Below are 23,402 nucleotides of genomic sequence, written 5' to 3'. Positions count from 1 at the left end.
CCCGTTTCGCCCGAAAGGTTTGACCTTGACGGTAGAAACTTCCGCCGCATTTTGCGGTTAATCATGTTTTAGGCATTGGTCGGTGACCGGCACAGCACCGCGCCAGATGCAAGCAAGGGGCCAAACCCCTAAGGAGACAGGCATGAACCAAGAGGTCATGAACCTTTTCAACCCGTCGGTACCGGCGCAGCACTTCGATTCCATCCGGATTTCGATTGCCAGCCCGGAAAAGATCCTCTCGTGGTCTTACGGTGAGATCAAGAAGCCAGAAACCATCAACTATCGCACGTTCAAGCCTGAACGCGATGGTCTGTTCTGCGCGCGTATTTTCGGACCGATTAAGGACTATGAGTGCTTGTGCGGCAAGTACAAGCGCATGAAGTACAAGGGCATCATCTGCGAAAAATGCGGCGTTGAAGTCACGCTGTCGCGTGTTCGTCGCGAGCGCATGGGCCATATCGAGCTCGCTGCACCCGTTGCCCACATCTGGTTTCTGAAGTCGCTGCCTTCGCGTATCTCGACATTGCTCGACATGACGCTGAAAGATGTGGAGCGGGTTCTCTATTTCGAAAACTACATCGTGACCGAGCCTGGCCTGACTTCGATGAAGCAGAACCAGCTTTTGAACGAAGAAGAATACATGATTGCCGTCGATGAATTTGGTGAAGACCAGTTCACGGCAATGATCGGCGCTGAAGCCATCTATGAAATGCTGGCCTCGATGGACCTCGAAAAGATCGCCGGCGACCTCCGCACGGATCTTGCCGAGACCACGTCTGATCTCAAGCAGAAGAAGTTCATGAAGCGCCTCAAGATCGTTGAGAACTTCATGGAATCTGGCAATCGTCCCGAGTGGATGATCATGAAGGTCGTTCCTGTCATTCCACCGGATTTGCGTCCGTTGGTTCCGCTGGATGGCGGTCGCTTTGCGACGTCTGACCTGAACGATCTCTATCGTCGCGTCATCAACCGTAACAACCGTTTGAAGCGCCTGATCGAGCTTCGCGCGCCCGGCATCATCATCCGCAATGAAAAGCGCATGTTGCAGGAATCGGTCGATGCGTTGTTCGATAACGGCCGTCGCGGTCGCGTTATCACGGGTGCCAACAAGCGTCCGCTGAAGTCGCTGTCCGACATGCTCAAGGGCAAGCAGGGCCGCTTCCGTCAGAACCTTCTCGGCAAGCGCGTCGACTATTCCGGTCGTTCCGTTATCGTGACGGGTCCTGAACTGAAACTGCACCAGTGCGGTCTTCCCAAGAAGATGGCGCTTGAGCTGTTCAAGCCGTTCATCTATGCCCGCCTCGACGCGAAGGGTTACTCCTCCACCGTCAAGCAGGCCAAGAAGCTTGTCGAAAAAGAAAAGCCGGAAGTGTGGGATATCCTCGACGAGGTCATCCGCGAGCATCCGGTTCTGTTGAACCGCGCACCGACGCTGCACCGTCTGGGCATCCAGGCTTTCGAACCCATGCTGGTCGAAGGCAAGGCCATCCAGCTGCATCCGCTCGTCTGCACGGCCTTCAACGCCGACTTCGACGGTGACCAGATGGCTGTTCACGTTCCGCTGTCGCTCGAAGCGCAGCTGGAAGCACGCGTGCTGATGATGTCCACAAACAACATCCTGCACCCTGCGAACGGTCAGCCGATCATCGTTCCGTCGCAGGACATGGTTCTCGGTCTCTACTACCTGTCGATCATGAACCAGAACGAGCCTGGCGAAGGCATGGCCTTCTCTGATCTGGGCGAGCTGCATCACGCTTTGGAAAACAAGGTCGTGACGTTGCATGCCAAGATCCGTGGGCGCTTCAAGACAGTGGACGCCGATGGCAAGCCGGTGTCGAAGATCCATGAAACAACGCCTGGCCGTATGCTCATTGGCGAACTTCTGCCGAAGAACGTCAACGTGCCGTTCGAGACCTGCAACCAGGAAATGACCAAGAAGAACATCTCCAAGATGATCGACACGGTCTACCGTCATTGCGGCCAGAAAGACACGGTCATCTTCTGCGACCGTATCATGCAACTCGGCTTCACCCATGCCTGCCGCGCCGGTATTTCGTTCGGCAAGGACGACATGATCATTCCTGAAACCAAGGTGAAGATCGTCGGCGACACCGAAACCCTGGTTAAGGAATACGAACAGCAGTACAATGACGGTCTGATCACTCAGGGCGAAAAGTACAACAAGGTCGTGGACGCCTGGGGTAAGGCAACCGAAAAGGTCGCGGAAGACATGATGGCCCGTATTAAGGCCGTCGAGTTCGATGCTGAAACCGGTCGTCAGAAGCCGATGAACGCCATCTACATGATGTCCCACTCCGGTGCGCGTGGTTCTCCGAACCAGATGCGTCAGCTGGGTGGTATGCGTGGCCTTATGGCCAAGCCATCGGGTGAGATCATCGAAACACCGATCATCTCCAACTTTAAGGAAGGTCTGACCGTTAACGAGTACTTCAACTCGACCCACGGTGCCCGTAAGGGTCTCGCAGACACTGCCTTGAAGACGGCGAACTCGGGCTACCTGACACGCCGTCTGGTTGACGTGGCGCAGGATTGCATCGTGAACTCCGTGGATTGCGGCACCGACAAGGGCCTCACCATGACTGCCATCGTGGATGCCGGTCAGGTCGTTGCCTCGATTGGCGCACGTATTCTTGGTCGTACGGCTCTCGACGACATCGATAACCCGGTGACTGGCGAGAACATCGTCAAGGCTGGCAAGCTGATGGACGAAGCCGATATTGCGATCATCGAGAAGGTCGGTATCCAGTCCGTTCGCATCCGCTCAGCTCTGACCTGCGAAATTCAGGTTGGTGTTTGCGGCGTCTGCTACGGTCGTGACCTTGCACGCGGTACGCCGGTCAATATGGGTGAAGCGGTGGGTGTAATCGCCGCGCAGTCCATCGGCGAACCGGGCACGCAGCTGACCATGCGTACGTTCCACCTTGGTGGCACGGCAAACGTGGTCGACCAGTCGTTCCTTGAAGCGTCGTACGAAGGTACGATCCAGATCAAGAACCGTAACAGCCTTCGCAACTCGGACAACATTCTCATTGCGATGGGACGTAACATGTCCGTCACCATTCTCGATGAGCGCGGCGTCGAGCGTTCCTCGCAGCGTGTGGCCTATGGCTCCAAGCTGTTCGTTGACGATGGCGACAAGGTGAAGCGCGGTCAGCGTCTGGCTGAGTGGGACCCTTACACACGTCCAATGATGACGGAAGTGGAAGGGACCGTTCACTTCGAAGATCTGGTCGATGGTCTTTCCGTTCTGGAAGCGACCGACGAATCCACCGGTATCACCAAGCGTCAGGTTATCGACTGGCGTTCGACACCACGTGGTTCGGATCTGAAGCCTGCGATCGTCATCAAGGATGCATCCGGCAATGTTGCAAAGCTTGCACGTGGTAGCGAAGCCCGCTTCCACCTGTCGGTCGATGCCATCCTGTCGGTCGAGCCTGGCATGAAGGTCTTCCAGGGTGACGTGCTTGCGCGTTCTCCGCTGGAAAGCGCCAAAACCAAGGACATCACCGGTGGTCTGCCGCGTGTTGCCGAACTCTTCGAAGCGCGTCGTCCAAAGGATCACGCTATCATCGCCGAAATCGATGGTACGATCCGTCTCGGCCGCGACTACAAGAACAAGCGTCGCGTCCAGATCGAGCCTGCGGAAGATGGTGTCGAACCAGTCGAATACCTGATCCCGAAGAGCAAGCCGTTCCACCTTCAGGAAGGCGACTACATCGAGAAGGGCGAATACATTCTCGATGGTAACCCGGCACCGCACGACATTCTGGCGATCAAGGGCGTAGAGGCTTTGGCTTCCTACCTCGTGAACGAAATCCAGGAAGTTTACCGCTTGCAGGGTGTTGTCATCAACGACAAGCACATCGAAGTGATCGTGCGTCAGATGCTGCAGAAGGTGGAAATCACCGATGCAGGTGACTCGCATTACATCGTGGGCGACAGCGTCGATCGCATCGAGATGGAAGACAACAACGATCGTCTGATTGACGAAGGCAAGAAGCCATCCTATGGCGACCCGGTTCTTCTGGGTATCACCAAGGCATCGCTGCAGACGCCATCGTTCATCTCGGCTGCTTCGTTCCAGGAAACCACAAAGGTTCTCACGGAAGCTGCAATCGCCGGCAAGACGGACACGCTGCAGGGTCTGAAGGAAAACGTCATCGTCGGCCGTCTCATCCCGGCCGGTACTGGCGGCACCATGACCCAGATCCGCCGCATCGCGACGGGCCGCGACGAACTCATCATCGAAGAGCGCAAGAAGAGCACAGGCTCGTCTTCCGCAAACCAGATGTTGCAGGACATGACAGACAAGGCTCCTGCTGCCGAATAATGGTTGTTGGGGCAGGGGCCTCGAAAGAGGCTCAGTCTGGTCTAAATGGAAACGCCCGGAGTGATCCGGGCGTTTTTTTGTTTCGTGCCGGTTCAATGGGTCAGGTGGGGTAGTCAGCAGGAGGGAGGATAAATCCGGCTTGCGAGAATGCGGCGTTCATGCCGAGATTGATGGAAGGTGAAGATCTCACTGAGAAATTTAGAAAATTAAATCTGGCTGTATTGTTACATGTGACGAAAACCGGGGGCTATCATGCCGACGCCTTTCAACCATCGTGTACAGAAGCGTCATGACGCTCTTCGCGCGTCTGGCCTTCGCCCATCGCAGAATTGGGTTCCAGACACGCGCTGCGCTGGCTTTACTGAAGAGTGCCGCCGTCAGGCAAAACTGGTCTTTGCGAACGACGCGATGGCTGATCTGGATGATGACGTTTCTGAGTGAGGCGAGGGGATATCGTAACGATGTCTGTTTCAAGTGGTTTTGGCAAGCCACGCCCTGCCTTGATCATTCAAGCTGATTACTTTTCAGATACAGCAACGGTTACAGTGTTGTTGCTTTCTGGCACACTGGTTGACGCAACGTTCATACGCGTTACAGTCACAGGTTAGCCTTCATCTTGAAACGGATTGACCAAGCCATCTCAGGTGATGATCGACATGTCCATGACTATGCTGCGAAATAAGTCACGGCCAGTATTCGGTCACGTTGGCGACGACATGATGCTTTCGGTCACGAGATCACTGGCAGTCTTCGTCGGCGTTGCTTGAGCGCACTGGCAATCCAGCGCGCCCAACATTTCCTCAAGCAAACCGGATAATCGCCACTTCCCCCTCAAGCGCGCCCTGATAGGCCGACGCATGGGGTTCCTCGTCGGGAATGTCGGTCAGCATGCCGATCTGGTCGAGGTCAGCTTCGAGGAAGCCTTCTTCGGAGAGCGCGTTCAGGGCTTCACGCACGGCGCTGTCGTCATCAGGCGCCTTGAGGATGACGTGGATATCGATGCCGTCGTCGCCTTCACGCTCATAGGCCTTGCCGATGACGATGAAGACCATGGCGTCGTCGCGTCCGTTGTCGTTGTCTGGTTCTGTAATCATGACGCGATTCCTTTTCTGGTTATAATCGTCTGGCGGTGGCACGAGCCCTCGCCTTGAGGGAATCAATAGACCGCTTTTCGCAAAAGCCAAAGGTGAGATTGGGAAAAGCGTGCACGGGGAGGGACATTATGTTATAGGCTTTCGAAATCCTGTATGCCAAAGGCGTCCAGGGCGCGTGCGCGGGGACTAAATGTTGAATCGCCCTTGACGAAAGCGGGGTAAAACAGTAGTACGCCCGCCATCGGAACCAATGTGAGGTTTGGCTTTCTGGAACGACTCGTTCCAGAGATTGCCTCAAACAAGGGTCCAAAAACACGTACGAGACACGATTGTTGCATGCAAGACGTAGGATTTACGTCCTCTGCTCTTGGTGGTCCATCCGTCAAAAACGGATAGGGCCACGATTTATGCATGAAGCCATGCGTGCGTCGTTGCCGGAAACGGTATAACCGCCATCCGTGAGGGTGGCTAAAGTAGTTTTTGCAAGGGATGGTTATATGCCTACCGTAAACCAGCTGATCCGCAAGCCACGTCAGGCACAGGTAAAGCGCAATAAGGTTCCTGCACTGCAGGAAAACCCACAGAAGCGCGGCGTTTGCACACGCGTTTACACAACGACCCCTAAGAAGCCTAACTCGGCTCTTCGTAAGGTTGCCAAGATCCGCCTCACCAACGGTTTTGAAGTCATCGGTTACATTCCAGGTGAAGGCCATAACCTTCAGGAACACTCCGTTGTCATGATCCGTGGCGGCCGCGTAAAGGACTTGCCAGGCGTTCGTTACCACGTCATCCGTGGTGTTCTCGATACGCAGGGCGTCAAGAACCGCAAGCAGCGCCGCTCCAAGTATGGTGCGAAGCGTCCGAAGTAATTCGGGTTCGAACAAATTCAGGCGCTGCGCGAGGTTCTCCGCGTGGTAAAGCGTCCCTAACAATTGAGAGACAAGAATATGTCCCGTCGCCATAGTGCAGAAAAGCGTGAGATCAATCCGGACCCGAAGTTCGGCGATCTGATCGTTACCAAGTTCATGAACGCCATCATGCTTCACGGCAAGAAGTCGGTCGCAGAAAGCATCGTTTACGGCGCGTTCGACGTCGTTCAGGGCAAGTCCAAGGCAGAGCCGCTCGGCATCTTCCATTCGGCCCTCGACAATGTCGCTCCGCACGTTGAAGTGCGCTCGCGCCGCGTCGGTGGTGCAACCTACCAGGTTCCGGTCGATGTTCGTCCAGAGCGCCGGCAGGCTCTCGCGATCCGCTGGCTGATCGCTGCTGCGCGCAAGCGCAATGAAACAACCATGGTTGATCGCCTGTCTGGCGAACTCATGGATGCAGCAAACAATCGTGGCTCTGCGGTCAAGAAGCGCGAAGACACGCACAAGATGGCAGACGCCAACCGCGCATTCTCGCATTACCGCTGGTAATCTAAACGATCCGAAAGGCAGTCCGTTATGGCTCGCGAATATAAAATCGAAGACTACCGCAATTTCGGTATCATGGCGCATATCGACGCCGGTAAGACGACGACCACCGAGCGTATTCTTTATTACACCGGCAAGTCGCACAAGATCGGCGAAGTTCATGATGGCGCAGCCACGATGGACTGGATGGAACAGGAGCAGGAGCGTGGTATCACCATTACCTCTGCTGCCACCACGACCTTCTGGAAGGGTCGCGATGGCAAGATGCGCCGTTTCAACATTATTGACACCCCCGGCCACGTTGACTTCACGATTGAAGTTGAACGTTCGCTGCGCGTTCTCGATGGTGCGATCGCGCTTCTCGATGCCAACGCCGGTGTAGAGCCGCAGACGGAAACCGTCTGGCGTCAGGCTGAAAAGTACAACGTTCCGCGGATGATCTTCTGCAACAAGATGGACAAGACCGGTGCTGACTTCTACCGCTCGGTAGAAATGATCAAGACTCGTCTCGGTGCTATCGCTGTTGTCATGCAGCTTCCAATCGGTGCGGAAACAGAATTCAAGGGCGTGATCGATCTGATCGAAATGAACGCTCTGATCTGGCGCGACGAGTCGCTTGGCGCTCAGTGGGATGTTGTCGAAATCCCTGACGACATGAAGGAAAAGGCAGCTGAATATCGCGAGAAGATGATCGAACAGGTCGTCGATATCGATGAAGAAGCAATGGAAGCCTACCTGAACGGCGAAATGCCCGACAATGACAAGATCCGTGCTCTTGTTCGCCGCGGCACCATCGACGTGAAGTTCCATCCGATGTTCTGCGGTACCGCGTTCAAGAACAAGGGCGTTCAGCCCCTTCTCGACGCCGTTTGCGATTACCTGCCTTCGCCGCTCGACATTCCTGCGATCAAGGGCATCGACTTCAAGACAGAAGCCGAAATCGAACGTCATCCTGATGACAGCGAGCCGCTTTCCATGCTCGCATTCAAGATCATGAACGACCCCTTCGTTGGTTCGCTCACCTTCGCACGCATCTATTCGGGCAAGCTCGAAAAGGGTACTTCTGTCATCAACACGGTCAAGGACAAGCGCGAGCGCGTCGGCCGTATGCTTCAGATGCACTCCAACTCGCGCGAAGACATCGAAGAAGCCTTTGCTGGCGACATCGTTGCTCTGGCTGGCCTCAAGGAAACGACGACAGGCGACACGCTTTGCGATCCCCTGAAGCCAGTTATCCTTGAGCGCATGGAATTCCCTGAGCCGGTTATCCAGATCGCGATCGAACCGAAGACCAAGGGCGACCAGGAAAAGATGGGCCTCGCGCTTAACCGCCTGGCTGCTGAAGATCCATCGTTCCGCGTCAAGACGGATGAAGAATCCGGTCAGACGATCATTGCCGGCATGGGCGAACTTCACCTCGATATTCTCGTTGACCGTATGCGTCGCGAGTTCAAGGTCGAAGCTACCGTTGGTGCTCCGCAGGTTGCTTACCGTGAAACGATCACGCGTCAGCACGAAGAAGATTACACACACAAGAAGCAGTCCGGTGGTACCGGTCAGTTCGCTCGTGTGAAGATCGTTTTCGAACCAAACCCGGACGGCGAAGATTTCAAGTTCGAGTCCAAGATCGTTGGTGGTGCTGTTCCGAAGGAATACATCCCGGGCGTTCAGAAGGGTATCGAAAGCGTCCTGTCTTCCGGTCCGCTCGCTGGCTTCCCAATGTTGGGTGTCAAGGCAACCTTGATCGACGGCGCATACCACGACGTTGACTCCTCGGTTCTGGCGTTCGAAATCGCGTCGCGTGCCTGCTTCCGTGAAGCAGCGAAGAAGGCTGGTGCACAGCTTCTCGAGCCGATGATGAAGGTTGAGGTTGTTACGCCTGAAGATTACGTCGGTGACGTTATCGGCGATCTGAACTCGCGTCGCGGTCAGATCCAGGGTCAGGAGAGCCGCGGTATTGCCGTTGTTATCAACGCGCATGTGCCACTGGCCAACATGTTCAAATACGTCGACAACCTGCGCTCCATGTCCCAGGGCCGCGCGCAGTATTCGATGACCTTCGATCACTATTCGCCGGTTCCAAGCAACGTTGCTACGGAAATCCAGGCAAAGTACTCCGGTCAGAAGTGATCGGGGTACGCCCCAAACGAAATTTAGAGTTTATTCCCTTTACGGGACAGGAATGGAGAGCCACGAATGGCAAAGAGCAAGTTTGAGCGCAACAAGCCGCACGTCAACATTGGCACGATTGGTCACGTTGACCACGGCAAGACGTCGTTGACTGCTGCGATCACGAAGTATTTCGGCGAGTTCAAGGCATACGACCAGATCGACGCTGCACCGGAAGAAAAGGCCCGCGGTATCACGATTTCGACGGCCCACGTTGAATATGAGACGCCGAACCGTCACTACGCGCACGTCGATTGCCCCGGCCACGCCGACTATGTGAAGAACATGATCACCGGTGCTGCCCAGATGGACGGCGCGATCCTGGTTTGCTCGGCTGCCGACGGCCCGATGCCACAGACCCGCGAGCACATTCTGCTGGCCCGTCAGGTTGGCGTTCCTGCGATCGTTGTGTTCCTCAACAAGGTTGACCAGGTTGACGACGAAGAGCTTCTGGAACTGGTAGAACTGGAAGTTCGCGAACTTCTGTCGTCCTACGATTTCCCAGGCGACGATATTCCAATCGTCAAGGGTTCGGCTCTTGCCGCTCTCGAAGATTCGGACAAGAAGATCGGCGAAGACGCGATCCGCGAGCTGATGGCTCAGGTCGACGCCTACATTCCAACGCCAGAGCGTCCGATCAACCTGCCATTCCTGCTGCCGATCGAAGACGTGTTCTCGATCTCCGGCCGTGGTACGGTTGTCACGGGTCGCGTTGAGCGCGGTATCGTCAAGGTTGGTGAAGAAGTTGAAATCGTCGGCATTCGCGCCACGACCAAGACGACTGTGACCGGCGTTGAAATGTTCCGCAAGCTGCTCGATCAGGGTCAGGCTGGCGACAATGTTGGCGCGCTGATCCGTGGCGTGCAGCGCGATGGCGTTGAGCGTGGTCAGATCCTGTGCAAGCCAGGTTCTGTCAAGCCGCACAAGAAGTTCATTGCGGAAGCCTACATTCTGACGAAGGAAGAGGGCGGTCGTCATACACCGTTCTTCACGAACTACCGTCCACAGTTCTACTTCCGCACGACGGATGTGACCGGTATCGTTTCGCTTCCAGAAGGCACGGAAATGGTTATGCCAGGCGACAACGTCACTGTTGAAGTCGAACTGATCGTTCCAATCGCGATGGAAGAAAAGCTGCGCTTCGCGATCCGCGAAGGCGGCCGTACCGTCGGCGCCGGCATCGTCGCTTCGATCGTCGAGTAATAAACGCTGGCGGTGCTCTGGCACCGTCGCGGAAAGAGCGGGCGTCTTGCCTGCTGTGTGATTATGTTCGATGGCGGTGTGGAAAACACCGCCATCGAACGTTTTGTGAAAAGCATCGTTGCGTTGCATTTTTAAGGCTTGAAAAATTCGGTGAAAGGGCGTAAACGCGCACTCACACTCACCAGTCTGGATTCGTGATCAGTCGCGAGGCCCGGTGATTTTAACCTTACAGACTACCGAAATGATTGGGATGCTGCTTCGCATTCCTCTTGATTTTTGAAAATCTGCGGCGCCACGATCAATAGGTTCATGTATTTCCGCGTGCGGAAATGCAAAGACAAAGAACAAGGACAAGACGAATGAACGGCCAGAATATCCGTATCCGCCTCAAGGCGTTTGATCACCGGATCCTCGATGCCTCCACCCGTGAAATCGTGTCGACCGCCAAGCGCACCGGCGCCAGCGTTCGCGGCCCGGTTCCACTGCCAACCCGCATCGAAAAATTTACAGTCAACCGTTCTCCTCACGTTGACAAGAAGAGCCGTGAGCAGTTCGAAATGCGGACGCACAAGCGCCTTCTCGATATCGTAGACCCGACACCACAGACCGTTGATGCTTTGATGAAGCTCGACCTGGCTGCTGGCGTTGACGTCGAAATCAAGCTCTAAGACCTCGGCCCGACCTTGTGAAAGCAAGGGCCGATATAACAAGGAAGGTACGTGGAGCGATCCAACGACTTCCAATCCGGAGACCGGAAACGTCGTGAGACGTCGAAGGGAACTCCTTAACAAAGGCCACAGAGGGTTCTCCCTTCAAGGCTCGCAAGAGGATTGAACCAATGCGTTCAGGTGTGATTGCACAGAAAGTGGGTATGACTCGGGTCTATAATGACGCCGGTGAGCATATCCCAGTAACGGTACTGCGTTTGGACAACGTACAAGTTGTTTCCCAGCGCACAGAAGACAAGAATGGCTACACTGCAGTTCAGCTCGGTGCGGGCCAGTCCAAGGTCAAGAATACGACAAAGGCACTCCGCGGTCATTTTGCCGCTGCCAGCGTCGAGCCGAAAGCAAAGCTCGTTGAGTTCCGGGTTTCCCCCGAAAACCTCATCGACGTCGGTGCAACACTGACCGCAGATCATTTTCAGACAGGCCAGCTGGTAGACGTTACCGGCACGACGATCGGTAAGGGTTTTGCCGGTTCGATGAAGCGTCACAACTTCGGTGGTGGCCGCGCATCGCACGGTAACTCCGTATCGCACCGTGCTCACGGTTCGACGGGTTCTAACCAGGATCCCGGCAAGGTCTGGAAGGGCAAGCGCATGGCTGGTCACATGGGCAGCACACGCGTCACCACCCAGAATCTGGAAGTGGTTTCGACTGATGAGGGTCGCGGTTTGATCCTCGTGAAGGGCGCCGTTCCCGGTTCCAAGGGTTCCTGGATCATCGTCCGCGACGCCGTTAAGTCGGCAGCGAAGTAAGGGAGCCTCATCATGGAATTGAACGTCAAAACCCTCGAGGGAAAAGACGCCGGCACGGTATCCCTGTCGGACGAAATTTTCGGCCTCGACCCACGCCAGGACATCCTGGCCCGCATGGTTCGTTACCAGCTCGCCAAGAAGCAGCAGGGAACGCACAAGAGCAAGAACCGTTCGGAAGTTTCCCGCACGGGTGCAAAGATGTACAAGCAGAAGGGTACGGGCCGCGCTCGTCACCATTCGGCTCGCGCACCGCAGTTTCGCGGCGGCGGCAAAGCCCACGGCCCAGTCGTTCGCAGCCACGCTCACGATCTTCCCAAGAAGGTCCGCGCGCTTGCATTGCGTCATGCTTTGTCTGCAAAGCTGAAGTCCGAAGAACTGATCATTGTTGATCAGCTCGTTGCGACCGATGCAAAGACAAAGGGTCTGCTTGGCCACTTCGCAACGCTTGGCCTGACCAACGCTCTCGTTATCGGTGGCGCTGAACTTGATGGAAACTTCAAGCTCGCAGCCCAGAACATTCCGAATGTGGACGTTCTGCCGATCCAGGGCATCAATGTTTACGACATCCTGCGCCGCGGCAAGCTCGTGCTGTCCAAGGCTGCGGTTGAAGCCCTTGAGGAGCGGTTCAAATGACGGATCTTCGCCACTACGATGTGATCGTATCTCCTTCGATCACGGAAAAGTCGACGCTGGTCTCTGAACAGAACCAGGTCGTATTCAACGTCGCCAAAGACGCTTCGAAGCCTGAAATCAAGGCTGCAGTCGAAGCACTCTTCGGCGTCAAGGTCACGGCAGTGAACACGCTTATCCGCAAGGGTAAGACTCGTCGTTTCCGTGGATTCGCTGGTAAGCGTAAGGATGTCAAAAAAGCCATCATTACGCTGGCCGAAGGTCAATCCATAGACGTGTCCACCGGACTCTAAAAGGTTAGGCCCAAGCGGGCAAAGACCCAAAAGGGAACAAATACAATGGCATTGAAAAGTTTCAATCCGACCACGCCAAGCCAGCGTCAGCTGGTTATCGTGGACCGGTCTTCGCTCTACAAGGGCAAGCCGGTAAAGGCTCTCACAGAGGGCCTCAGCTCGAAGGGTGGCCGTAACAACCAGGGCCGGATCACCGTTCGTTTTCAGGGCGGCGGTCACAAGCGGACCTACCGTCTCGTAGACTTCAAGCGTCGTAAATTCGACGTTGAAGGTACGGTCGAGCGTCTGGAATATGACCCTAACCGCACCGCATTCATCGCGCTCGTGACATACACGGACGGCCAACAGGCTTACATTCTCGCGCCACAGCGTATCGCTGCCGGTGACAAGGTGATCGCATCCGAAAAGGCAGTGGACGTGAAGCCAGGCAACACAATGCCTCTTCAGTACATTCCAGTCGGTTCGATCATCCACAACGTCGAGATGAAGCCAGGCAAGGGTGGTCAGATTGCCCGCTCCGCCGGCACGTATGTTCAGCTCGTTGGTCGCGATGCAGGGATGGCGATCCTTCGCTTGAACTCCGGTGAGCAGCGTCTGGTGCATGGCTCTTGCCTTGCATCGATCGGTGCTGTCTCGAATGCCGATCATGGCAACACAAACGACGGCAAAGCCGGTCGTTCACGCTGGCGCGGCAAGAAGCCTCACGTTCGCGGTGTCGTGATGAACCCTGTCGATCACCCTCATGGTGGTGGTGAAGGTCGTACGTCTGGTGGTCGCCATCCGGTGACTCCGTGGGGTAAACCCACAAAGGGCAAGCGGACTCGCTCCAACAAGTCGACCGACAAGTTCATCATGCGTTCGCGCCATCAGCGCAAGAAGTAAGAGAGGAACTCTCAAATGGCTCGTTCAGTATGGAAAGGTCCGTTTGTTGACGGTTATCTTCTCACTAAGGCTGAGAAGGTACGCGAAGGCGGACGCAGTGAAGTGATCAAGATCTGGAGCCGTCGCTCCACGATCCTGCCTCAGTTCGTTGGTCTGACATTCGGCGTCTACAACGGCAGCAAGCATGTACCCGTCTCTGTCAACGAAGACATGGTCGGTCACAAGTTCGGTGAATTCTCTCCGACCCGGACCTATTACGGTCATGGTGCGGACAAGAAGGCAAAGAGGAAGTAAACATGGCGAAGGCTAAGACCGAACGCCGGCTGAAGGACAATGAGGCTCAGGCCATTGCCCGTACGCTTCGCGTCAGCCCCCAGAAACTTAACCTAGTTGCCGCTCTTATCCGTGGTAAAAAGGTCGATCGCGCTCTCGCCGAGCTCGAGTTTTCTCGCAAGCGCATCGCCGCCACCGTCAAGAAGACGCTGGAATCGGCAATCGCCAACGCGGAAAACAACCATGACCTCGACGTCGACGCTCTTGTCGTAGCCGAGGCCTATGTTGGCAAGTCCATCACCATGAAGCGTTTCCACGCTCGTGGCCGTGGTCGTGCGTCGCGCATCGAAAAGCCGTTCTCTCACCTGACGATCGTTGTTCGTGAAGTGGAAGAAAAAGGGGAGGCCGCATAATGGGTCAGAAAATCAATCCAATCGGCTTCCGCCTCGGTATCAACCGCACTTGGGATAGCCGCTGGTATGCAGACACTGCCGAATACGGCAAGCTGCTGCACGAAGACCTCAAGATCCGTGCTTACCTGACCAAGGAATTGAAGCAGGCTGGCATCGCCAAGGTCGTCATCGAACGTCCGCACAAGAAGTGCCGCGTGACCATTCACTCGGCTCGCCCGGGTCTGATCATCGGCAAGAAGGGTGCAGACATCGAGAAGCTTCGCAAGAAGATTTCCGAGATGACCGCGTCTGAAACGCACCTCAACATTGTTGAAGTGCGCAAGCCGGAAATCGACGCAACACTCGTTGCACAGTCGATCGCTCAGCAGCTCGAACGTCGTGTGGCTTTCCGCCGTGCCATGAAGCGTGCTGTTCAGTCCGCACTGCGTCTTGGCGCCGAAGGCATCAAGATCACTTGCGGTGGTCGTCTTGGCGGCGCTGAAATCGCTCGTACCGAATGGTACCGCGAAGGTCGCGTTCCATTGCACACTCTGCGTGCAGACATCGACTACGGTGTGGCTGAAGCTACAACGGCGTTCGGTATTTGCGGCATCAAGGTCTGGATCTTCAAGGGCGAAATCCTTGAGCACGATCCGATGGCTTCTGAACGTCGTGGTCTAGAAGGCGATGCACAGGGCCCTGCAAGCCGTGAGCAGCGCGGTGATCGTGGCGACCGTCGCCGCGAAAACGCTTGATTGACGCTGGCGAAAGATAAGCTCGGAGAAGTTAGAAAATGTTGCAGCCAAAGCGTACTAAGTACCGTAAGCAGTTTAAGGGTCGCATCAAAGGTGTGGCCAAGGGCGGCTTTGACCTGGCATTCGGTGAATTCGGCTTGAAGTCGCAGGAACCGAACCGCGTTAACGCGCGCGAGATCGAGGCGGCCCGCCGCGCGATCACGCGTTACATGAAGCGCGCTGGTCGTGTGTGGATCCGCGTATTCCCAGACACTCCGGTCACGGCAAAGCCGACCGAAGTTCGTATGGGTAAGGGCAAGGGTTCTGTTGAATACTGGGCATGCAAGGTCAAGCCCGGTCGTATGATGTTCGAGATCGACGGTGTTTCCGAGGAGATCGCCCGCGAGGCGCTTCGTCTCGGCGCTGCCAAGCTCTCGGTTAAGACGCGCTTCGTTCAGCGCATCGCAGAGTAAGGAGCAGGCACCATGAAAGCCGAAGACGTTCGCGGCCTCAGCGCCGATCAGCTCAAGGACAAGCTTGTCGACCTGAAGAAAGAGCAGTTCAATCTGCGCTTTCAGAAGGCAACCGGCCAGCTGGAAAAGTCCTCGCGCATCGACGAAGTCCGCAAGGACATCGCCCGCGTGAAAACCATTGCCCGCCAGAAGGCGGCAGAAGCCAAGGCCTAAAGGAAGAATAATATGCCTAAACGCATTCTGCAGGGCGTCGTTGTGTCCGACAAGAACGAGAAGACCGTTGTAGTTCGTGTTGAGCGTCGATTCGCTCACCCGCTGCTTCAGAAGACCGTTCGTCGTTCGAAAAAATACAAGGCGCACGACGAGAACAACCAATTCAAGATCGGCGATGTCGTTTCCATCGAGGAATGCGCACCGATCTCCAAGGATAAGCGCTGGACGGTCGTTTCCGCCCAGGCATAATTTCAACTGATTTTCGCGCAGGTCTTGCTATATGCGCGGAAGTCTGTATGAAGCAGCGCAAGGACGCTCGTTCACGGGCGTTCTTTTGCTTTGATGCGCACGGAAGGTCCTTTAGGAAACCACCCTGTCACGATTATTCCGCGCGAAAACAGAGACATTCATAAGCTGGAACAGGGGGCTGTTTGTTAAACGTGCCCAACCGGTCCGGTAACAACAAGAAGGCGACCTGACATGATTCAGATGCAAACAAACCTCGACGTGGCGGATAATTCCGGCGCACGTCGTGTCATGTGCATCAAGGTGCTGGGCGGCTCGAAGCGCAAGTATGCTTCCGTTGGCGACATCATTGTCGTTTCGATCAAGGAAGCCATTCCGCGCGGCCGCGTTAAAAAGGGCGACGTGATGAAGGCGGTTGTTGTGCGTACCGCTAAAGACATCCGCCGCGCTGATGGCAGCGTCATCCGTTTCGATAACAACGCAGCCGTTCTTATCGATAACAAGAAAGAGCCGATCGGCACCCGTATCTTCGGACCGGTTCCACGCGAACTTCGCGCAAAGAACCACATGAAGATCATCTCGCTGGCTCCAGAAGTACTGTAAGGAGCGATAGCGATGCAGAAAATTCGTAAAGGCGACAAGGTTGTCGTATTGACCGGTAAGGACAAGGGCCGTACCGGCGAAGTAACACAGGTCTTGCCGAAAGAAGATCGGGCTTTTGTGAGTGGCGTCAACATGGTGAAACGTCACCAGCGCCAGACCCAGGGCCAGGAAGCCGGCATCATCAACAAGGAAGCTTCCTTGCACATTTCCAACCTCGCCATCGCCGATAAGGATGGCAAGCCAACCCGCGTTGGTTTCTCGGTTGTTGATGGCAAGAAGGTCCGTGTGGCCAAGCGTTCGGGAGAAGTGATCGATGGCTGAGTCCAAGTACGAGCCGCGTCTCAAGGCTGAATACGTTTCCCGTATTCGTGGCGCAATGCAGGAGAAGTTCTCCTACGCAAACGTGATGATGATCCCCAAGCTGGACAAGATCGTCATCAACATGGGCGTTGGCGAAGCAACTGCTGACTCCAAGAAGCCGACGGTTGCTGCTGGCGATCTGGCAGCGATTGCTGGTCAGAAGCCTGTCATCACGAAGGCTCGCAATTCCATCGCGGGCTTCAAGGTTCGCGAACACATGCCAATCGGCGCGAAGGTTACACTTCGTGGCGTCCGCATGTACGAATTCCTTGATCGTCTGGTTAACATCGCGCTTCCGCGCGTTCGCGACTTCCGGGGTCTGAACCCCAAGAGCTTTGACGGCCGTGGCAACTTCGCCATGGGCATCAAGGAGCACATTGTGTTCCCAGAGATCAACTACGATAAGGTTGATCAGATGTGGGGCATGGACATCATCGTTTGCACGACGGCAAACTCGGACGACGAAGCACGGGCTCTTTTGACAGAGTTCAACTTCCCGTTCCGTCAGTAACCGTAACGACGAGCGTAGAAAAGGAACTCCGATATGGCGAAAACAAGCGCAGTTGAAAAGAACAAGCGCCGCCGCAAGACGGTTGCCTCACAGGCTGGCAAGCGTGCCGCCCTTAAGGCAATTGTCATGAACCAGTCCCTTCCGATTGAAGAGCGGTTCCAGGCAACCCTGAAGCTCGCTTCGCTGCCGCGTGACGGCTCGAAGACGCGTATCCGCAACCGCTGCGAAGTAACGGGCCGTCCGCGCGCGTTCTACCGCAAACTTGGGATGTCGCGTATTGCGCTTCGCGAGTTGGGCAATTCCGGCAAGGTGCCGGGTATTGTCAAGTCCAGCTGGTAAGGAGACGGGCACATGACAATGACTGATCCGTTGGGTGATATGCTCACCCGAATCCGCAATGGTGCAGCCCGTCGCAAGTCTTCGGTCAACACACCGGCATCCAGCCTGCGCGCACGCGTTCTCGACGTGCTTCAGGCTGAAGGCTACATTCGCGGTTATTCGAAGGTTGATTTTGAGAACGGCAAGTCCGAACTCACGATTGAACTGAAATACTACGAAGGCGCATCCGTGATCCGTGAGATCGGCCGCGTTTCCAAGCCGGGCCGCCGAGTTTATGTCTCGGTCAAGTCCATCCCGCAGGTTGCGAACGGCCTCGGTATCACCATCCTTTCGACTCCGAAGGGTGTGATGGCCGATCACCAGGCTCGCGAACAGAACGTTGGTGGCGAGGTTCTTTGCTCCGTCTTCTAAGACTGAGCAAGGATCTCCTTAACGGACAGACAGGATAGAAATATGTCTCGTATCGGTAAAAAGCCCGTTCAGGTTCCCGCAGGTGTGACGGCCACTGTCGACGGCCAGAAGATTACTGCCAAGGGTCCTAAGGGTGAACTGTTCTTCGTCGCCAATGACGAAGTTCAGGTTAAACTGGAAGATAACGCGGTGTCCGTAACGCCGTCCAGCGACAGCAAGGAAGCTCGTTCCAAGTGGGGCATGTCCCGCACGATGGTCGAGAACATCTTCAAGGGTGTCAAGGACGGCTACGAACGCAAGCTCGAAATCAACGGCGTTGGTTATCGTGCTGCCATGCAGGGCAAGAACCTGCAGCTGGCACTCGGTTTCAGCCACGACGTGGTTTACCAGACTCCGGAAGGCATCACGATTGCCGTTCCGAAGCCTACGGAAATCATCGTTTCGGGTATCAACAAGCAGCAGGTCGGTCAGGTTGCCGCGGAAATCCGCGAATACCGTGGTCCCGAGCCCTACAAGGGCAAAGGCGTCAAGTACGCCGAAGAACGGATCATCCGCAAAGAAGGCAAGAAGAAGTAAGGATCACGCGAAATGGCTAGCAGGAAAGAAGCACTTGCACGTCGCGCGAGCCGCGTGCGCCGCCAGATTAAGGCGGTTGCCAACGGTCGCCCGCGCCTGTCGGTTCATCGCTCGTCGAAGAACATCTACGTTCAGGTTATCGATGATGTCGCCGGCAAGACGCTTGCGTCTGCCTCGACACTCGATACGGATCTGCGCTCGTCCTTGAAGACGGGTGCGGACGTTGCAGCAGCGGCCGCAGTTGGCAAGCTGGTTGCCGAACGCGCCGGCAAGGCTGGCGTTAAGGATGTCGTATTCGATCGCGGCGCCTTCATTTACCACGGCCGCATCAAGGCCTTGGCTGAAGCTGCCCGCGAAGGCGGTCTGAACTTCTAATCTTTTACCTGCCCGGTCACATCCGGGCAGGTTTTCACCGGACCATGCGGGTTTCAGAGATGAAGCCGATGGTCTTTTCGTTTGCCGTTCCACCCGTAAAAGAAAAAGGACAAGGACAATGGCACAGGAAAAAAGAGGTTCTCGCGACGACCGCCAGAACCGCGAAGAGCGCGACAGCGAATTCGTTGACAAGCTGGTAGCGATCAACCGCGTTGCGAAAGTTGTGAAGGGCGGCCGTCGTTTCGGTTTTGCTGCTCTCGTCGTTGTTGGCGACCAGAAGGGCCGCGTTGGCTTTGGTCACGGCAAGGCTCGTGAAGTGCCTGAAGCGATCCGCAAGGCAACGGAAAGCGCTAAGCGCGATCTGATCTTTGTACCGCTGCGCGATGGCCGTACGCTGCACCATGACGTCAATGGTCGTCACGGCGCTGGCAAGGTTCTTCTTCGCTCCGCGAAGGCTGGTACCGGTATCATCGCCGGTGGTCCGATGCGCGCTGTTTTCGAAACGCTCGGCGTTCATGACGTCGTCGCCAAGTCGACCGGTTCCTCGAACCCATACAACATGGTTCGCGCAACGTTCGACGCTCTGAAGCACCAGGTTCATCCTAAGGACGTCGCTGCACAGCGTGGTCTGAAGTATGCGACCCTTCAGTCTCGCCGCGCCGCTTCCGGCAACGCTGCTGAAGAATAAGGAGCAGTATCATGGCCAAGAAGACTACTGAAGCCAAGACGACTGTTACGGTCGAACAGATCGGCAGCCCCATTCGCCGCCCTGCTGTCCAGCGCCAGACGCTGATCGGCCTGGGTCTCAACAAGATGCACCGTCAGCGCACTCTGGAAGATACTCCAGCTGTTCGCGGCATGATCCGTGCTGTCCAGCATCTCGTTCGCGTCGTAGACGAGAAGTGAGACGGAGGAAGTCATCATGAAACTCAACGAAATTAAAGATAACGAAGGCTCCACCAAGGATCGTATCCGCGTAGGTCGCGGTATCGGTTCCGGTAAGGGCAAGACCGGTGGTCGCGGCGTCAAGGGTCAGAAGGCTCGTTCCGGCGTTGCCGTCAACGGCTTCGAAGGCGGCCAGATGCCGATCTACCGCCGTCTGCCAAAGCGTGGCTTCAACAACATCTTCGCGTCCGAGTATGCAGAAGTTTCGATCGGCCGCGTTCAGGCCGCCATCGATGCAGGCAAGCTGGACGCAAAGTCGACTGTTGATGCCGCTGCCCTCAAGGCTGCCGGTGTTATCCGTCGCCTCAAGGATGGCGTTCGCATCCTGGCTGATGGCGAGCTGACAACGAAGGTTTCCTTCGAAGTTGCCGGCGCTTCCAAGACAGCTGTTGAAAAAATCGAGAAGTCTGGTGGTTCCATCAAGCTTCTGGCTGTTGCAGCGCAGGCCGCAGAGTAATATAAGACAACGAACGCCCGGTGTGTTTCACTCCGGGCGTTTGCTCTAGAAGTCGCATAAGCCTTTGAATCCTAATCGATTAAACGAGGATTACGCGAATACTCTCAAGCGATGCGGTCGTGTCGCGGGGAGAGCCTCACAGTTCGCAAGTGTTCATCGGAATGCGAAACGGACGAACGAAAACAAGGGTGAGGCATGTTGATCGGCAATAAAGCCGTGATCCGTCCAAAGCCCGGTTTTTGAACCAGTATCTTTTAGACCTTTTCCGGAATTGCCGGTTTCCGTGCCGCTGGACAAGGGTCATGCGGAGAAATTTATGGCTTCAGCAGCGGAACAACTGGCCTCAAACCTGAATTTTTCGACCTTCGCGAAAGCTGAAGATCTGAAAAAGCGTCTTTGGTTTACCCTTGCCGCACTTCTCGTTTATCGCCTTGGCACGCATATTCCGCTTCCAGGTTTGAACCCGGAAGCTTTCGCACGCGCCTTCCAGGGGCAGGCCAACGGAATTCTCGGTCTTTTCAACATGTTTGCGGGCGGCGCGGTAGAGCGCATGGCGATTTTCGCGCTCGGCATCATGCCCTATATTTCCGCATCGATCATCGTGCAGCTCATGACGTCCGTCGTGCCGTCGCTCGAAGCCTTGAAAAAGGAAGGCGAAGCGGGCCGCAAGATCATCAATCAGTACACGCGTTACGGTACCGTGCTTCTCGGAACGTTGCAGGCCTACGGCATCGCAGCAGGACTTGAGAGCGGGGCAGGGCTCGTGATCGATCCCGGCTGGTTCTTCCGCGTTTCCACGGTCATCACGCTGCTCGGCGGCACGATGTTCCTGATGTGGCTCGGTGAGCAGATCACGTCGCGTGGTATCGGCAACGGTATTTCGCTGATCATCTTTGCGGGTATCGCAGCGGGTCTTCCAAAGGCACTGGCCGGCACGCTCGAGCTCGGTCGTCAGGGTGCCATCTCGACACCTGTGATTCTGACCGTACTCGTGGTCGCCATCGGCGTCATTGCCCTGATCGTCTTTGTAGAGCGCGCCCAGCGACGTCTTTTGATCCAGTATCCAAAGCGACAGGTTGGCAACCGGATGTTCCAGGGCGATACGTCTCACCTGCCGTTGAAGCTGAATACGGCTGGTGTCATTCCCGCGATCTTCGCATCGTCGCTGCTGCTTCTGCCAGCGACCGCAGCGGGCTTCACCAACAGCACTAATCTGCCGCCTTGGGCAACGACCATTATCGCGTCGCTTCAGCACGGCCAGCCTCTATTCATGTTCCTCTACGGTCTCCTGATTGCGTTCTTTGCCTTCTTCTATACCGCGATCGTTTTCAATCCGAAGGATACGGCTGACAATCTGAAGAAGCACGGTGGCTTTATTCCCGGCATTCGTCCAGGCGAACGGACGGCTGAATACATCGACTACGTCTTGACCAGAATCACCGTCGTCGGTGCCATCTATCTCGTGTTCGTCTGTATTCTTCCCGAAACGCTGATCGCGCGGACGGGCATACCATTAGCCCTTGGTGGTACTTCGCTTTTGATCGTAGTCAGTGTAACTCTTGATACCGTTGCACAGATTCAGGGTCACCTGATTGCCCAGCAGTATGAGGGGCTGATCAAGAAATCGAAACTGCGTGGAGGAAAGAGGGGACGATGAGACTGATATTTTTGGGACCACCGGGTGCAGGCAAGGGCACCCAGGCAAAACGCCTGACGGATAAGTATGGCATTCCACAACTGTCGACCGGCGACATGCTTCGTGCTGCGGTCAGCGACGGATCTGAGATTGGCAAACGCGCCAAGGAAGTCATGGACGCGGGTGGTCTCGTATCTGACGATATCGTCAATCAGATCGTTTCCGAACGCATAGAGCAGGCGGACTGTGCCAAGGGGTTCATCCTGGATGGATACCCACGAACCGTTCCGCAGGCAAAGGCGCTGGGCGAAAACCTACGCGACAAGGGTATCGATCTCGATGCTGTCATCGAACTGAAGGTGGACGAGGAAGCGCTGGTGCGCCGAATCGAAAACCGCGTGGCTGAGACGGTTGCGGCTGGCGGTACGGTGCGCTCGGACGACAATCCGGAATCTTTCCGCAAGCGTTTGTCGGAATACCGCGAAAAGACTGCTCCATTGTCCGAATATTACCAGGGGCAGGGCGATCTCGTTGTACTCGATGGCATGGCCCATGTGGATGTCGTCACCGCAGCGATCGAGCGCGTTCTTGAAAAAGAACGCGACTCTGCATCCTCAGTTGCGCATAACTAAAGAATCTTAACGGCCCCGGTTGCTTTTTTGAACCGATTCCGTTACACCGCGCCAACTCGCGACAACCCAAGCGACTGGCGCGGATTTTCCTTTAGGGAAGGAAAGTCCGGGTTCGGTCGTTTTAGCTTGTGACGAACACGAATTTTGAACTGGCGGCAGTCGTGCCGCTCAAATGAAAGCACCACTTGCCGGATGGCAACTGGAACGCAAGGAGAATAGACGTGGCACGTATCGCTGGCGTCAACATCCCAACGGCTAAGCGCGTTGTTATCGCCTTGACCTATATCCATGGGATTGGCACGAAATTCGCGCAGGAAATCGTTGCAAAGGTCGGTATTCCGGCTGAGAAGCGCGTTCATCAGCTGACGGACGCTGAAGTCCTTCAGATCCGCGAAGCAATCGATCGCGACTATCGCGTCGAGGGTGATCTTCGTCGTGAGACTTCGATGAACATCAAGCGTCTTATGGACCTCGGTTGCTACCGTGGTCTGCGTCACCGTCGCGGCTTGCCCGTACGCGGTCAGCGCACGCACACCAACGCTCGTACTCGCAAGGGTCCAGCGAAGGCGATTGCAGGTAAGAAGAAGTAATCTTCCGGTTTTCCGGAGAGGGAGGGCTGGTGCAAGCCGCACCAGCCTTTCTGAGTTTGGCGAAAGGCTTCTAAGAGGCTGATCGCCGGTGTAGCCGCTGGTGTTACGGCGGTGCAGAG

General features: G+C 55.8%; 32 protein-coding genes. 31 read left to right on the top strand and 1 reads right to left on the bottom strand.

The features are described from left to right. The first annotated feature begins 142 nt into the window (after positions 1–142). The 3 genes from rpoC to GGQ73_RS23275 all read left to right on the top strand — a co-directional run bounded on the left by rpoC (position 143) and on the right by GGQ73_RS23275 (position 4,959). Complete coding sequence (gene rpoC, locus GGQ73_RS20590; protein ID WP_183897657.1) at positions 143–4,351, top strand: DNA-directed RNA polymerase subunit beta'; 4,209 nt, start codon at positions 143–145, stop codon at positions 4,349–4,351. Positions 4,352–4,603: 252 nt separating this feature from the next. Continuing rightward, a complete protein-coding gene (locus GGQ73_RS20585) occupies positions 4,604–4,792 on the top strand; it encodes an antitoxin MazE family protein (RefSeq protein WP_183897655.1) in 189 nt (62 codons plus the stop codon). Beyond that, positions 4,789–4,959, top strand: a complete 171-nt coding sequence (locus tag GGQ73_RS23275) for a type II toxin-antitoxin system PemK/MazF family toxin (protein WP_327786369.1) — start codon at positions 4,789–4,791, stop codon at positions 4,957–4,959. Before GGQ73_RS20585 ends, GGQ73_RS23275 begins: the two co-directional genes overlap by 4 nt. A gap of 192 nt (positions 4,960–5,151) precedes the next feature. On the opposite strand, the gene GGQ73_RS20575 is transcribed toward GGQ73_RS23275, so the two are convergent. Then, a complete protein-coding gene (locus GGQ73_RS20575) occupies positions 5,152–5,445 on the bottom strand; it encodes a transcriptional regulator (RefSeq protein WP_183897654.1) in 294 nt (97 codons plus the stop codon). A gap of 497 nt (positions 5,446–5,942) precedes the next feature. Between GGQ73_RS20575 and rpsL the strand changes: the two genes are divergently transcribed. From rpsL to rpsM, 28 genes are all read left to right on the top strand, one after another. Continuing rightward, a complete protein-coding gene (gene rpsL, locus GGQ73_RS20570; protein ID WP_042618537.1) occupies positions 5,943–6,314 on the top strand; it encodes a 30S ribosomal protein S12 in 372 nt (123 codons plus the stop codon). Between the two features lie 78 nt (positions 6,315–6,392). Further along, complete coding sequence (rpsG, locus tag GGQ73_RS20565; RefSeq protein WP_045232852.1) at positions 6,393–6,863, top strand: 30S ribosomal protein S7; 471 nt, start codon at positions 6,393–6,395, stop codon at positions 6,861–6,863. Between the two features lie 27 nt (positions 6,864–6,890). Further along, positions 6,891–8,990 carry an elongation factor G gene (gene fusA / locus GGQ73_RS20560; RefSeq protein ID WP_174152664.1) on the top strand — a complete coding sequence of 700 codons (2,100 nt, stop codon included), beginning with the start codon at positions 6,891–6,893 and terminating at the stop codon, positions 8,988–8,990. A gap of 66 nt (positions 8,991–9,056) precedes the next feature. Beyond that, the gene (gene tuf, locus GGQ73_RS20555; RefSeq protein ID WP_174152652.1) at positions 9,057–10,232 is read left to right on the top strand and encodes an elongation factor Tu; all 1,176 of its coding nucleotides are present in this window, start codon (positions 9,057–9,059) and stop codon (positions 10,230–10,232) included. A gap of 359 nt (positions 10,233–10,591) precedes the next feature. Further along, positions 10,592–10,900: a 30S ribosomal protein S10 gene (gene rpsJ, locus GGQ73_RS20550; RefSeq protein WP_003507767.1), complete on the top strand. Its 309-nt coding sequence runs from the start codon at positions 10,592–10,594 to the stop codon at positions 10,898–10,900. A gap of 170 nt (positions 10,901–11,070) precedes the next feature. Beyond that, on the top strand, positions 11,071–11,712 hold the full coding sequence (gene rplC, locus GGQ73_RS20545; protein ID WP_042618533.1) for a 50S ribosomal protein L3: 642 nt from the start codon (positions 11,071–11,073) through the stop codon (positions 11,710–11,712). A gap of 12 nt (positions 11,713–11,724) precedes the next feature. Then, complete coding sequence (rplD, locus tag GGQ73_RS20540) at positions 11,725–12,345, top strand: 50S ribosomal protein L4 (RefSeq protein WP_077123217.1); 621 nt, start codon at positions 11,725–11,727, stop codon at positions 12,343–12,345. After that, positions 12,342–12,635, top strand: a complete 294-nt coding sequence (locus GGQ73_RS20535) for a 50S ribosomal protein L23 (protein WP_042618531.1) — start codon at positions 12,342–12,344, stop codon at positions 12,633–12,635. Before rplD ends, GGQ73_RS20535 begins: the two co-directional genes overlap by 4 nt. Positions 12,636–12,680: 45 nt before the next feature. Next, the gene (gene rplB, locus GGQ73_RS20530; RefSeq protein ID WP_174152665.1) at positions 12,681–13,517 is read left to right on the top strand and encodes a 50S ribosomal protein L2; all 837 of its coding nucleotides are present in this window, start codon (positions 12,681–12,683) and stop codon (positions 13,515–13,517) included. 15 nt (positions 13,518–13,532) lie between these two features. Further along, the gene (rpsS, locus tag GGQ73_RS20525; RefSeq protein ID WP_067643709.1) at positions 13,533–13,811 is read left to right on the top strand and encodes a 30S ribosomal protein S19; all 279 of its coding nucleotides are present in this window, start codon (positions 13,533–13,535) and stop codon (positions 13,809–13,811) included. Positions 13,812–13,813: 2 nt separating this feature from the next. Then, positions 13,814–14,203 (top strand): 50S ribosomal protein L22, encoded by a 390-nt coding sequence (gene rplV, locus GGQ73_RS20520; RefSeq protein ID WP_067643706.1) that lies wholly within the window; start codon positions 13,814–13,816, stop codon positions 14,201–14,203. Next, on the top strand, positions 14,203–14,937 hold the full coding sequence (gene rpsC, locus GGQ73_RS20515) for a 30S ribosomal protein S3 (protein ID WP_045230772.1): 735 nt from the start codon (positions 14,203–14,205) through the stop codon (positions 14,935–14,937). The genes rplV and rpsC overlap by 1 nt, the downstream gene beginning before the upstream one ends. A gap of 38 nt (positions 14,938–14,975) precedes the next feature. Beyond that, entirely contained in the window at positions 14,976–15,389 is a 414-nt protein-coding gene (rplP, locus tag GGQ73_RS20510) for a 50S ribosomal protein L16 (protein WP_042618528.1), read from the top strand. 12 nt (positions 15,390–15,401) lie between these two features. Further along, positions 15,402–15,602 (top strand): 50S ribosomal protein L29, encoded by a 201-nt coding sequence (gene rpmC / locus GGQ73_RS20505; RefSeq protein ID WP_062451324.1) that lies wholly within the window; start codon positions 15,402–15,404, stop codon positions 15,600–15,602. Between the two features lie 12 nt (positions 15,603–15,614). Beyond that, positions 15,615–15,851 carry a 30S ribosomal protein S17 gene (gene rpsQ / locus GGQ73_RS20500; RefSeq protein ID WP_045230771.1) on the top strand — a complete coding sequence of 79 codons (237 nt, stop codon included), beginning with the start codon at positions 15,615–15,617 and terminating at the stop codon, positions 15,849–15,851. Between the two features lie 231 nt (positions 15,852–16,082). Further along, positions 16,083–16,451: a 50S ribosomal protein L14 gene (gene rplN, locus GGQ73_RS20495; protein ID WP_003495199.1), complete on the top strand. Its 369-nt coding sequence runs from the start codon at positions 16,083–16,085 to the stop codon at positions 16,449–16,451. A gap of 12 nt (positions 16,452–16,463) precedes the next feature. Then, positions 16,464–16,772, top strand: a complete 309-nt coding sequence (gene rplX, locus GGQ73_RS20490; protein ID WP_174152666.1) for a 50S ribosomal protein L24 — start codon at positions 16,464–16,466, stop codon at positions 16,770–16,772. Then, positions 16,765–17,322 carry a 50S ribosomal protein L5 gene (rplE, locus tag GGQ73_RS20485; protein WP_174152667.1) on the top strand — a complete coding sequence of 186 codons (558 nt, stop codon included), beginning with the start codon at positions 16,765–16,767 and terminating at the stop codon, positions 17,320–17,322. Before rplX ends, rplE begins: the two co-directional genes overlap by 8 nt. A gap of 33 nt (positions 17,323–17,355) precedes the next feature. Further along, positions 17,356–17,661, top strand: a complete 306-nt coding sequence (gene rpsN / locus GGQ73_RS20480; RefSeq protein WP_042618523.1) for a 30S ribosomal protein S14 — start codon at positions 17,356–17,358, stop codon at positions 17,659–17,661. Positions 17,662–17,673: 12 nt separating this feature from the next. Then, positions 17,674–18,072, top strand: a complete 399-nt coding sequence (gene rpsH, locus GGQ73_RS20475; RefSeq protein WP_042618522.1) for a 30S ribosomal protein S8 — start codon at positions 17,674–17,676, stop codon at positions 18,070–18,072. A gap of 42 nt (positions 18,073–18,114) precedes the next feature. Then, positions 18,115–18,648 carry a 50S ribosomal protein L6 gene (gene rplF, locus GGQ73_RS20470; protein ID WP_183897653.1) on the top strand — a complete coding sequence of 178 codons (534 nt, stop codon included), beginning with the start codon at positions 18,115–18,117 and terminating at the stop codon, positions 18,646–18,648. A gap of 12 nt (positions 18,649–18,660) precedes the next feature. Further along, a complete protein-coding gene (gene rplR, locus GGQ73_RS20465; protein ID WP_045230767.1) occupies positions 18,661–19,023 on the top strand; it encodes a 50S ribosomal protein L18 in 363 nt (120 codons plus the stop codon). Positions 19,024–19,141: 118 nt separating this feature from the next. Continuing rightward, entirely contained in the window at positions 19,142–19,711 is a 570-nt protein-coding gene (gene rpsE, locus GGQ73_RS20460; protein ID WP_045230766.1) for a 30S ribosomal protein S5, read from the top strand. 11 nt (positions 19,712–19,722) lie between these two features. Next, a complete protein-coding gene (gene rpmD, locus GGQ73_RS20455; RefSeq protein ID WP_045230765.1) occupies positions 19,723–19,929 on the top strand; it encodes a 50S ribosomal protein L30 in 207 nt (68 codons plus the stop codon). A gap of 16 nt (positions 19,930–19,945) precedes the next feature. Next, entirely contained in the window at positions 19,946–20,425 is a 480-nt protein-coding gene (rplO, locus tag GGQ73_RS20450) for a 50S ribosomal protein L15 (RefSeq protein WP_174152669.1), read from the top strand. Positions 20,426–20,741: 316 nt separating this feature from the next. Beyond that, positions 20,742–22,082, top strand: coding sequence for a preprotein translocase subunit SecY (secY, locus tag GGQ73_RS20445; RefSeq protein WP_174152670.1), 1,341 nt, complete (start codon positions 20,742–20,744; stop codon positions 22,080–22,082). Beyond that, complete coding sequence (locus GGQ73_RS20440; protein ID WP_183897652.1) at positions 22,079–22,693, top strand: adenylate kinase; 615 nt, start codon at positions 22,079–22,081, stop codon at positions 22,691–22,693. The genes secY and GGQ73_RS20440 overlap by 4 nt, the downstream gene beginning before the upstream one ends. Before the next feature lie 221 nt (positions 22,694–22,914). Next, positions 22,915–23,283 (top strand): 30S ribosomal protein S13, encoded by a 369-nt coding sequence (gene rpsM / locus GGQ73_RS20435; RefSeq protein WP_067643674.1) that lies wholly within the window; start codon positions 22,915–22,917, stop codon positions 23,281–23,283. The last annotated feature ends 119 nt before the right edge of the window (positions 23,284–23,402 follow it).

Source organism: Rhizobium skierniewicense, assembly GCF_014196515.1.
GTDB lineage: Bacteria > Pseudomonadota > Alphaproteobacteria > Rhizobiales > Rhizobiaceae > Agrobacterium > Agrobacterium skierniewicense.
Note: the sequence above shows the minus strand (reverse complement) of the source record. Positions and strands in the feature narration are given on the sequence as shown.

What these genes read in the sequence shown, in the direction of transcription:
- rpoC (WP_183897657.1), top strand. Translation starts at nt 143, where the DNA reads ATGAACCAAGAGGTCATGAACCTTTTCAACCCGTCGGTACCGGCGCAG.
- GGQ73_RS20585 (WP_183897655.1), top strand. Translation starts at nt 4,604, where the DNA reads ATGCCGACGCCTTTCAACCATCGTGTACAGAAGCGTCATGACGCTCTT.
- GGQ73_RS20575 (WP_183897654.1), bottom strand. Translation starts at nt 5,445, where the DNA reads ATGATTACAGAACCAGACAACGACAACGGACGCGACGACGCCATGGTC.
- rpsL (WP_042618537.1), top strand. Translation starts at nt 5,943, where the DNA reads ATGCCTACCGTAAACCAGCTGATCCGCAAGCCACGTCAGGCACAGGTA.
- rpsG (WP_045232852.1), top strand. Translation starts at nt 6,393, where the DNA reads ATGTCCCGTCGCCATAGTGCAGAAAAGCGTGAGATCAATCCGGACCCG.
- fusA (WP_174152664.1), top strand. Translation starts at nt 6,891, where the DNA reads ATGGCTCGCGAATATAAAATCGAAGACTACCGCAATTTCGGTATCATG.
- tuf (WP_174152652.1), top strand. Translation starts at nt 9,057, where the DNA reads ATGGCAAAGAGCAAGTTTGAGCGCAACAAGCCGCACGTCAACATTGGC.
- rpsJ (WP_003507767.1), top strand. Translation starts at nt 10,592, where the DNA reads ATGAACGGCCAGAATATCCGTATCCGCCTCAAGGCGTTTGATCACCGG.
- rplC (WP_042618533.1), top strand. Translation starts at nt 11,071, where the DNA reads ATGCGTTCAGGTGTGATTGCACAGAAAGTGGGTATGACTCGGGTCTAT.
- rplD (WP_077123217.1), top strand. Translation starts at nt 11,725, where the DNA reads ATGGAATTGAACGTCAAAACCCTCGAGGGAAAAGACGCCGGCACGGTA.
- GGQ73_RS20535 (WP_042618531.1), top strand. Translation starts at nt 12,342, where the DNA reads ATGACGGATCTTCGCCACTACGATGTGATCGTATCTCCTTCGATCACG.
- rplB (WP_174152665.1), top strand. Translation starts at nt 12,681, where the DNA reads ATGGCATTGAAAAGTTTCAATCCGACCACGCCAAGCCAGCGTCAGCTG.
- rpsS (WP_067643709.1), top strand. Translation starts at nt 13,533, where the DNA reads ATGGCTCGTTCAGTATGGAAAGGTCCGTTTGTTGACGGTTATCTTCTC.
- rplV (WP_067643706.1), top strand. Translation starts at nt 13,814, where the DNA reads ATGGCGAAGGCTAAGACCGAACGCCGGCTGAAGGACAATGAGGCTCAG.
- rpsC (WP_045230772.1), top strand. Translation starts at nt 14,203, where the DNA reads ATGGGTCAGAAAATCAATCCAATCGGCTTCCGCCTCGGTATCAACCGC.
- rplP (WP_042618528.1), top strand. Translation starts at nt 14,976, where the DNA reads ATGTTGCAGCCAAAGCGTACTAAGTACCGTAAGCAGTTTAAGGGTCGC.
- rpmC (WP_062451324.1), top strand. Translation starts at nt 15,402, where the DNA reads ATGAAAGCCGAAGACGTTCGCGGCCTCAGCGCCGATCAGCTCAAGGAC.
- rpsQ (WP_045230771.1), top strand. Translation starts at nt 15,615, where the DNA reads ATGCCTAAACGCATTCTGCAGGGCGTCGTTGTGTCCGACAAGAACGAG.
- rplN (WP_003495199.1), top strand. Translation starts at nt 16,083, where the DNA reads ATGATTCAGATGCAAACAAACCTCGACGTGGCGGATAATTCCGGCGCA.
- rplX (WP_174152666.1), top strand. Translation starts at nt 16,464, where the DNA reads ATGCAGAAAATTCGTAAAGGCGACAAGGTTGTCGTATTGACCGGTAAG.
- rplE (WP_174152667.1), top strand. Translation starts at nt 16,765, where the DNA reads ATGGCTGAGTCCAAGTACGAGCCGCGTCTCAAGGCTGAATACGTTTCC.
- rpsN (WP_042618523.1), top strand. Translation starts at nt 17,356, where the DNA reads ATGGCGAAAACAAGCGCAGTTGAAAAGAACAAGCGCCGCCGCAAGACG.
- rpsH (WP_042618522.1), top strand. Translation starts at nt 17,674, where the DNA reads ATGACAATGACTGATCCGTTGGGTGATATGCTCACCCGAATCCGCAAT.
- rplF (WP_183897653.1), top strand. Translation starts at nt 18,115, where the DNA reads ATGTCTCGTATCGGTAAAAAGCCCGTTCAGGTTCCCGCAGGTGTGACG.
- rplR (WP_045230767.1), top strand. Translation starts at nt 18,661, where the DNA reads ATGGCTAGCAGGAAAGAAGCACTTGCACGTCGCGCGAGCCGCGTGCGC.
- rpsE (WP_045230766.1), top strand. Translation starts at nt 19,142, where the DNA reads ATGGCACAGGAAAAAAGAGGTTCTCGCGACGACCGCCAGAACCGCGAA.
- rpmD (WP_045230765.1), top strand. Translation starts at nt 19,723, where the DNA reads ATGGCCAAGAAGACTACTGAAGCCAAGACGACTGTTACGGTCGAACAG.
- rplO (WP_174152669.1), top strand. Translation starts at nt 19,946, where the DNA reads ATGAAACTCAACGAAATTAAAGATAACGAAGGCTCCACCAAGGATCGT.
- secY (WP_174152670.1), top strand. Translation starts at nt 20,742, where the DNA reads ATGGCTTCAGCAGCGGAACAACTGGCCTCAAACCTGAATTTTTCGACC.
- GGQ73_RS20440 (WP_183897652.1), top strand. Translation starts at nt 22,079, where the DNA reads ATGAGACTGATATTTTTGGGACCACCGGGTGCAGGCAAGGGCACCCAG.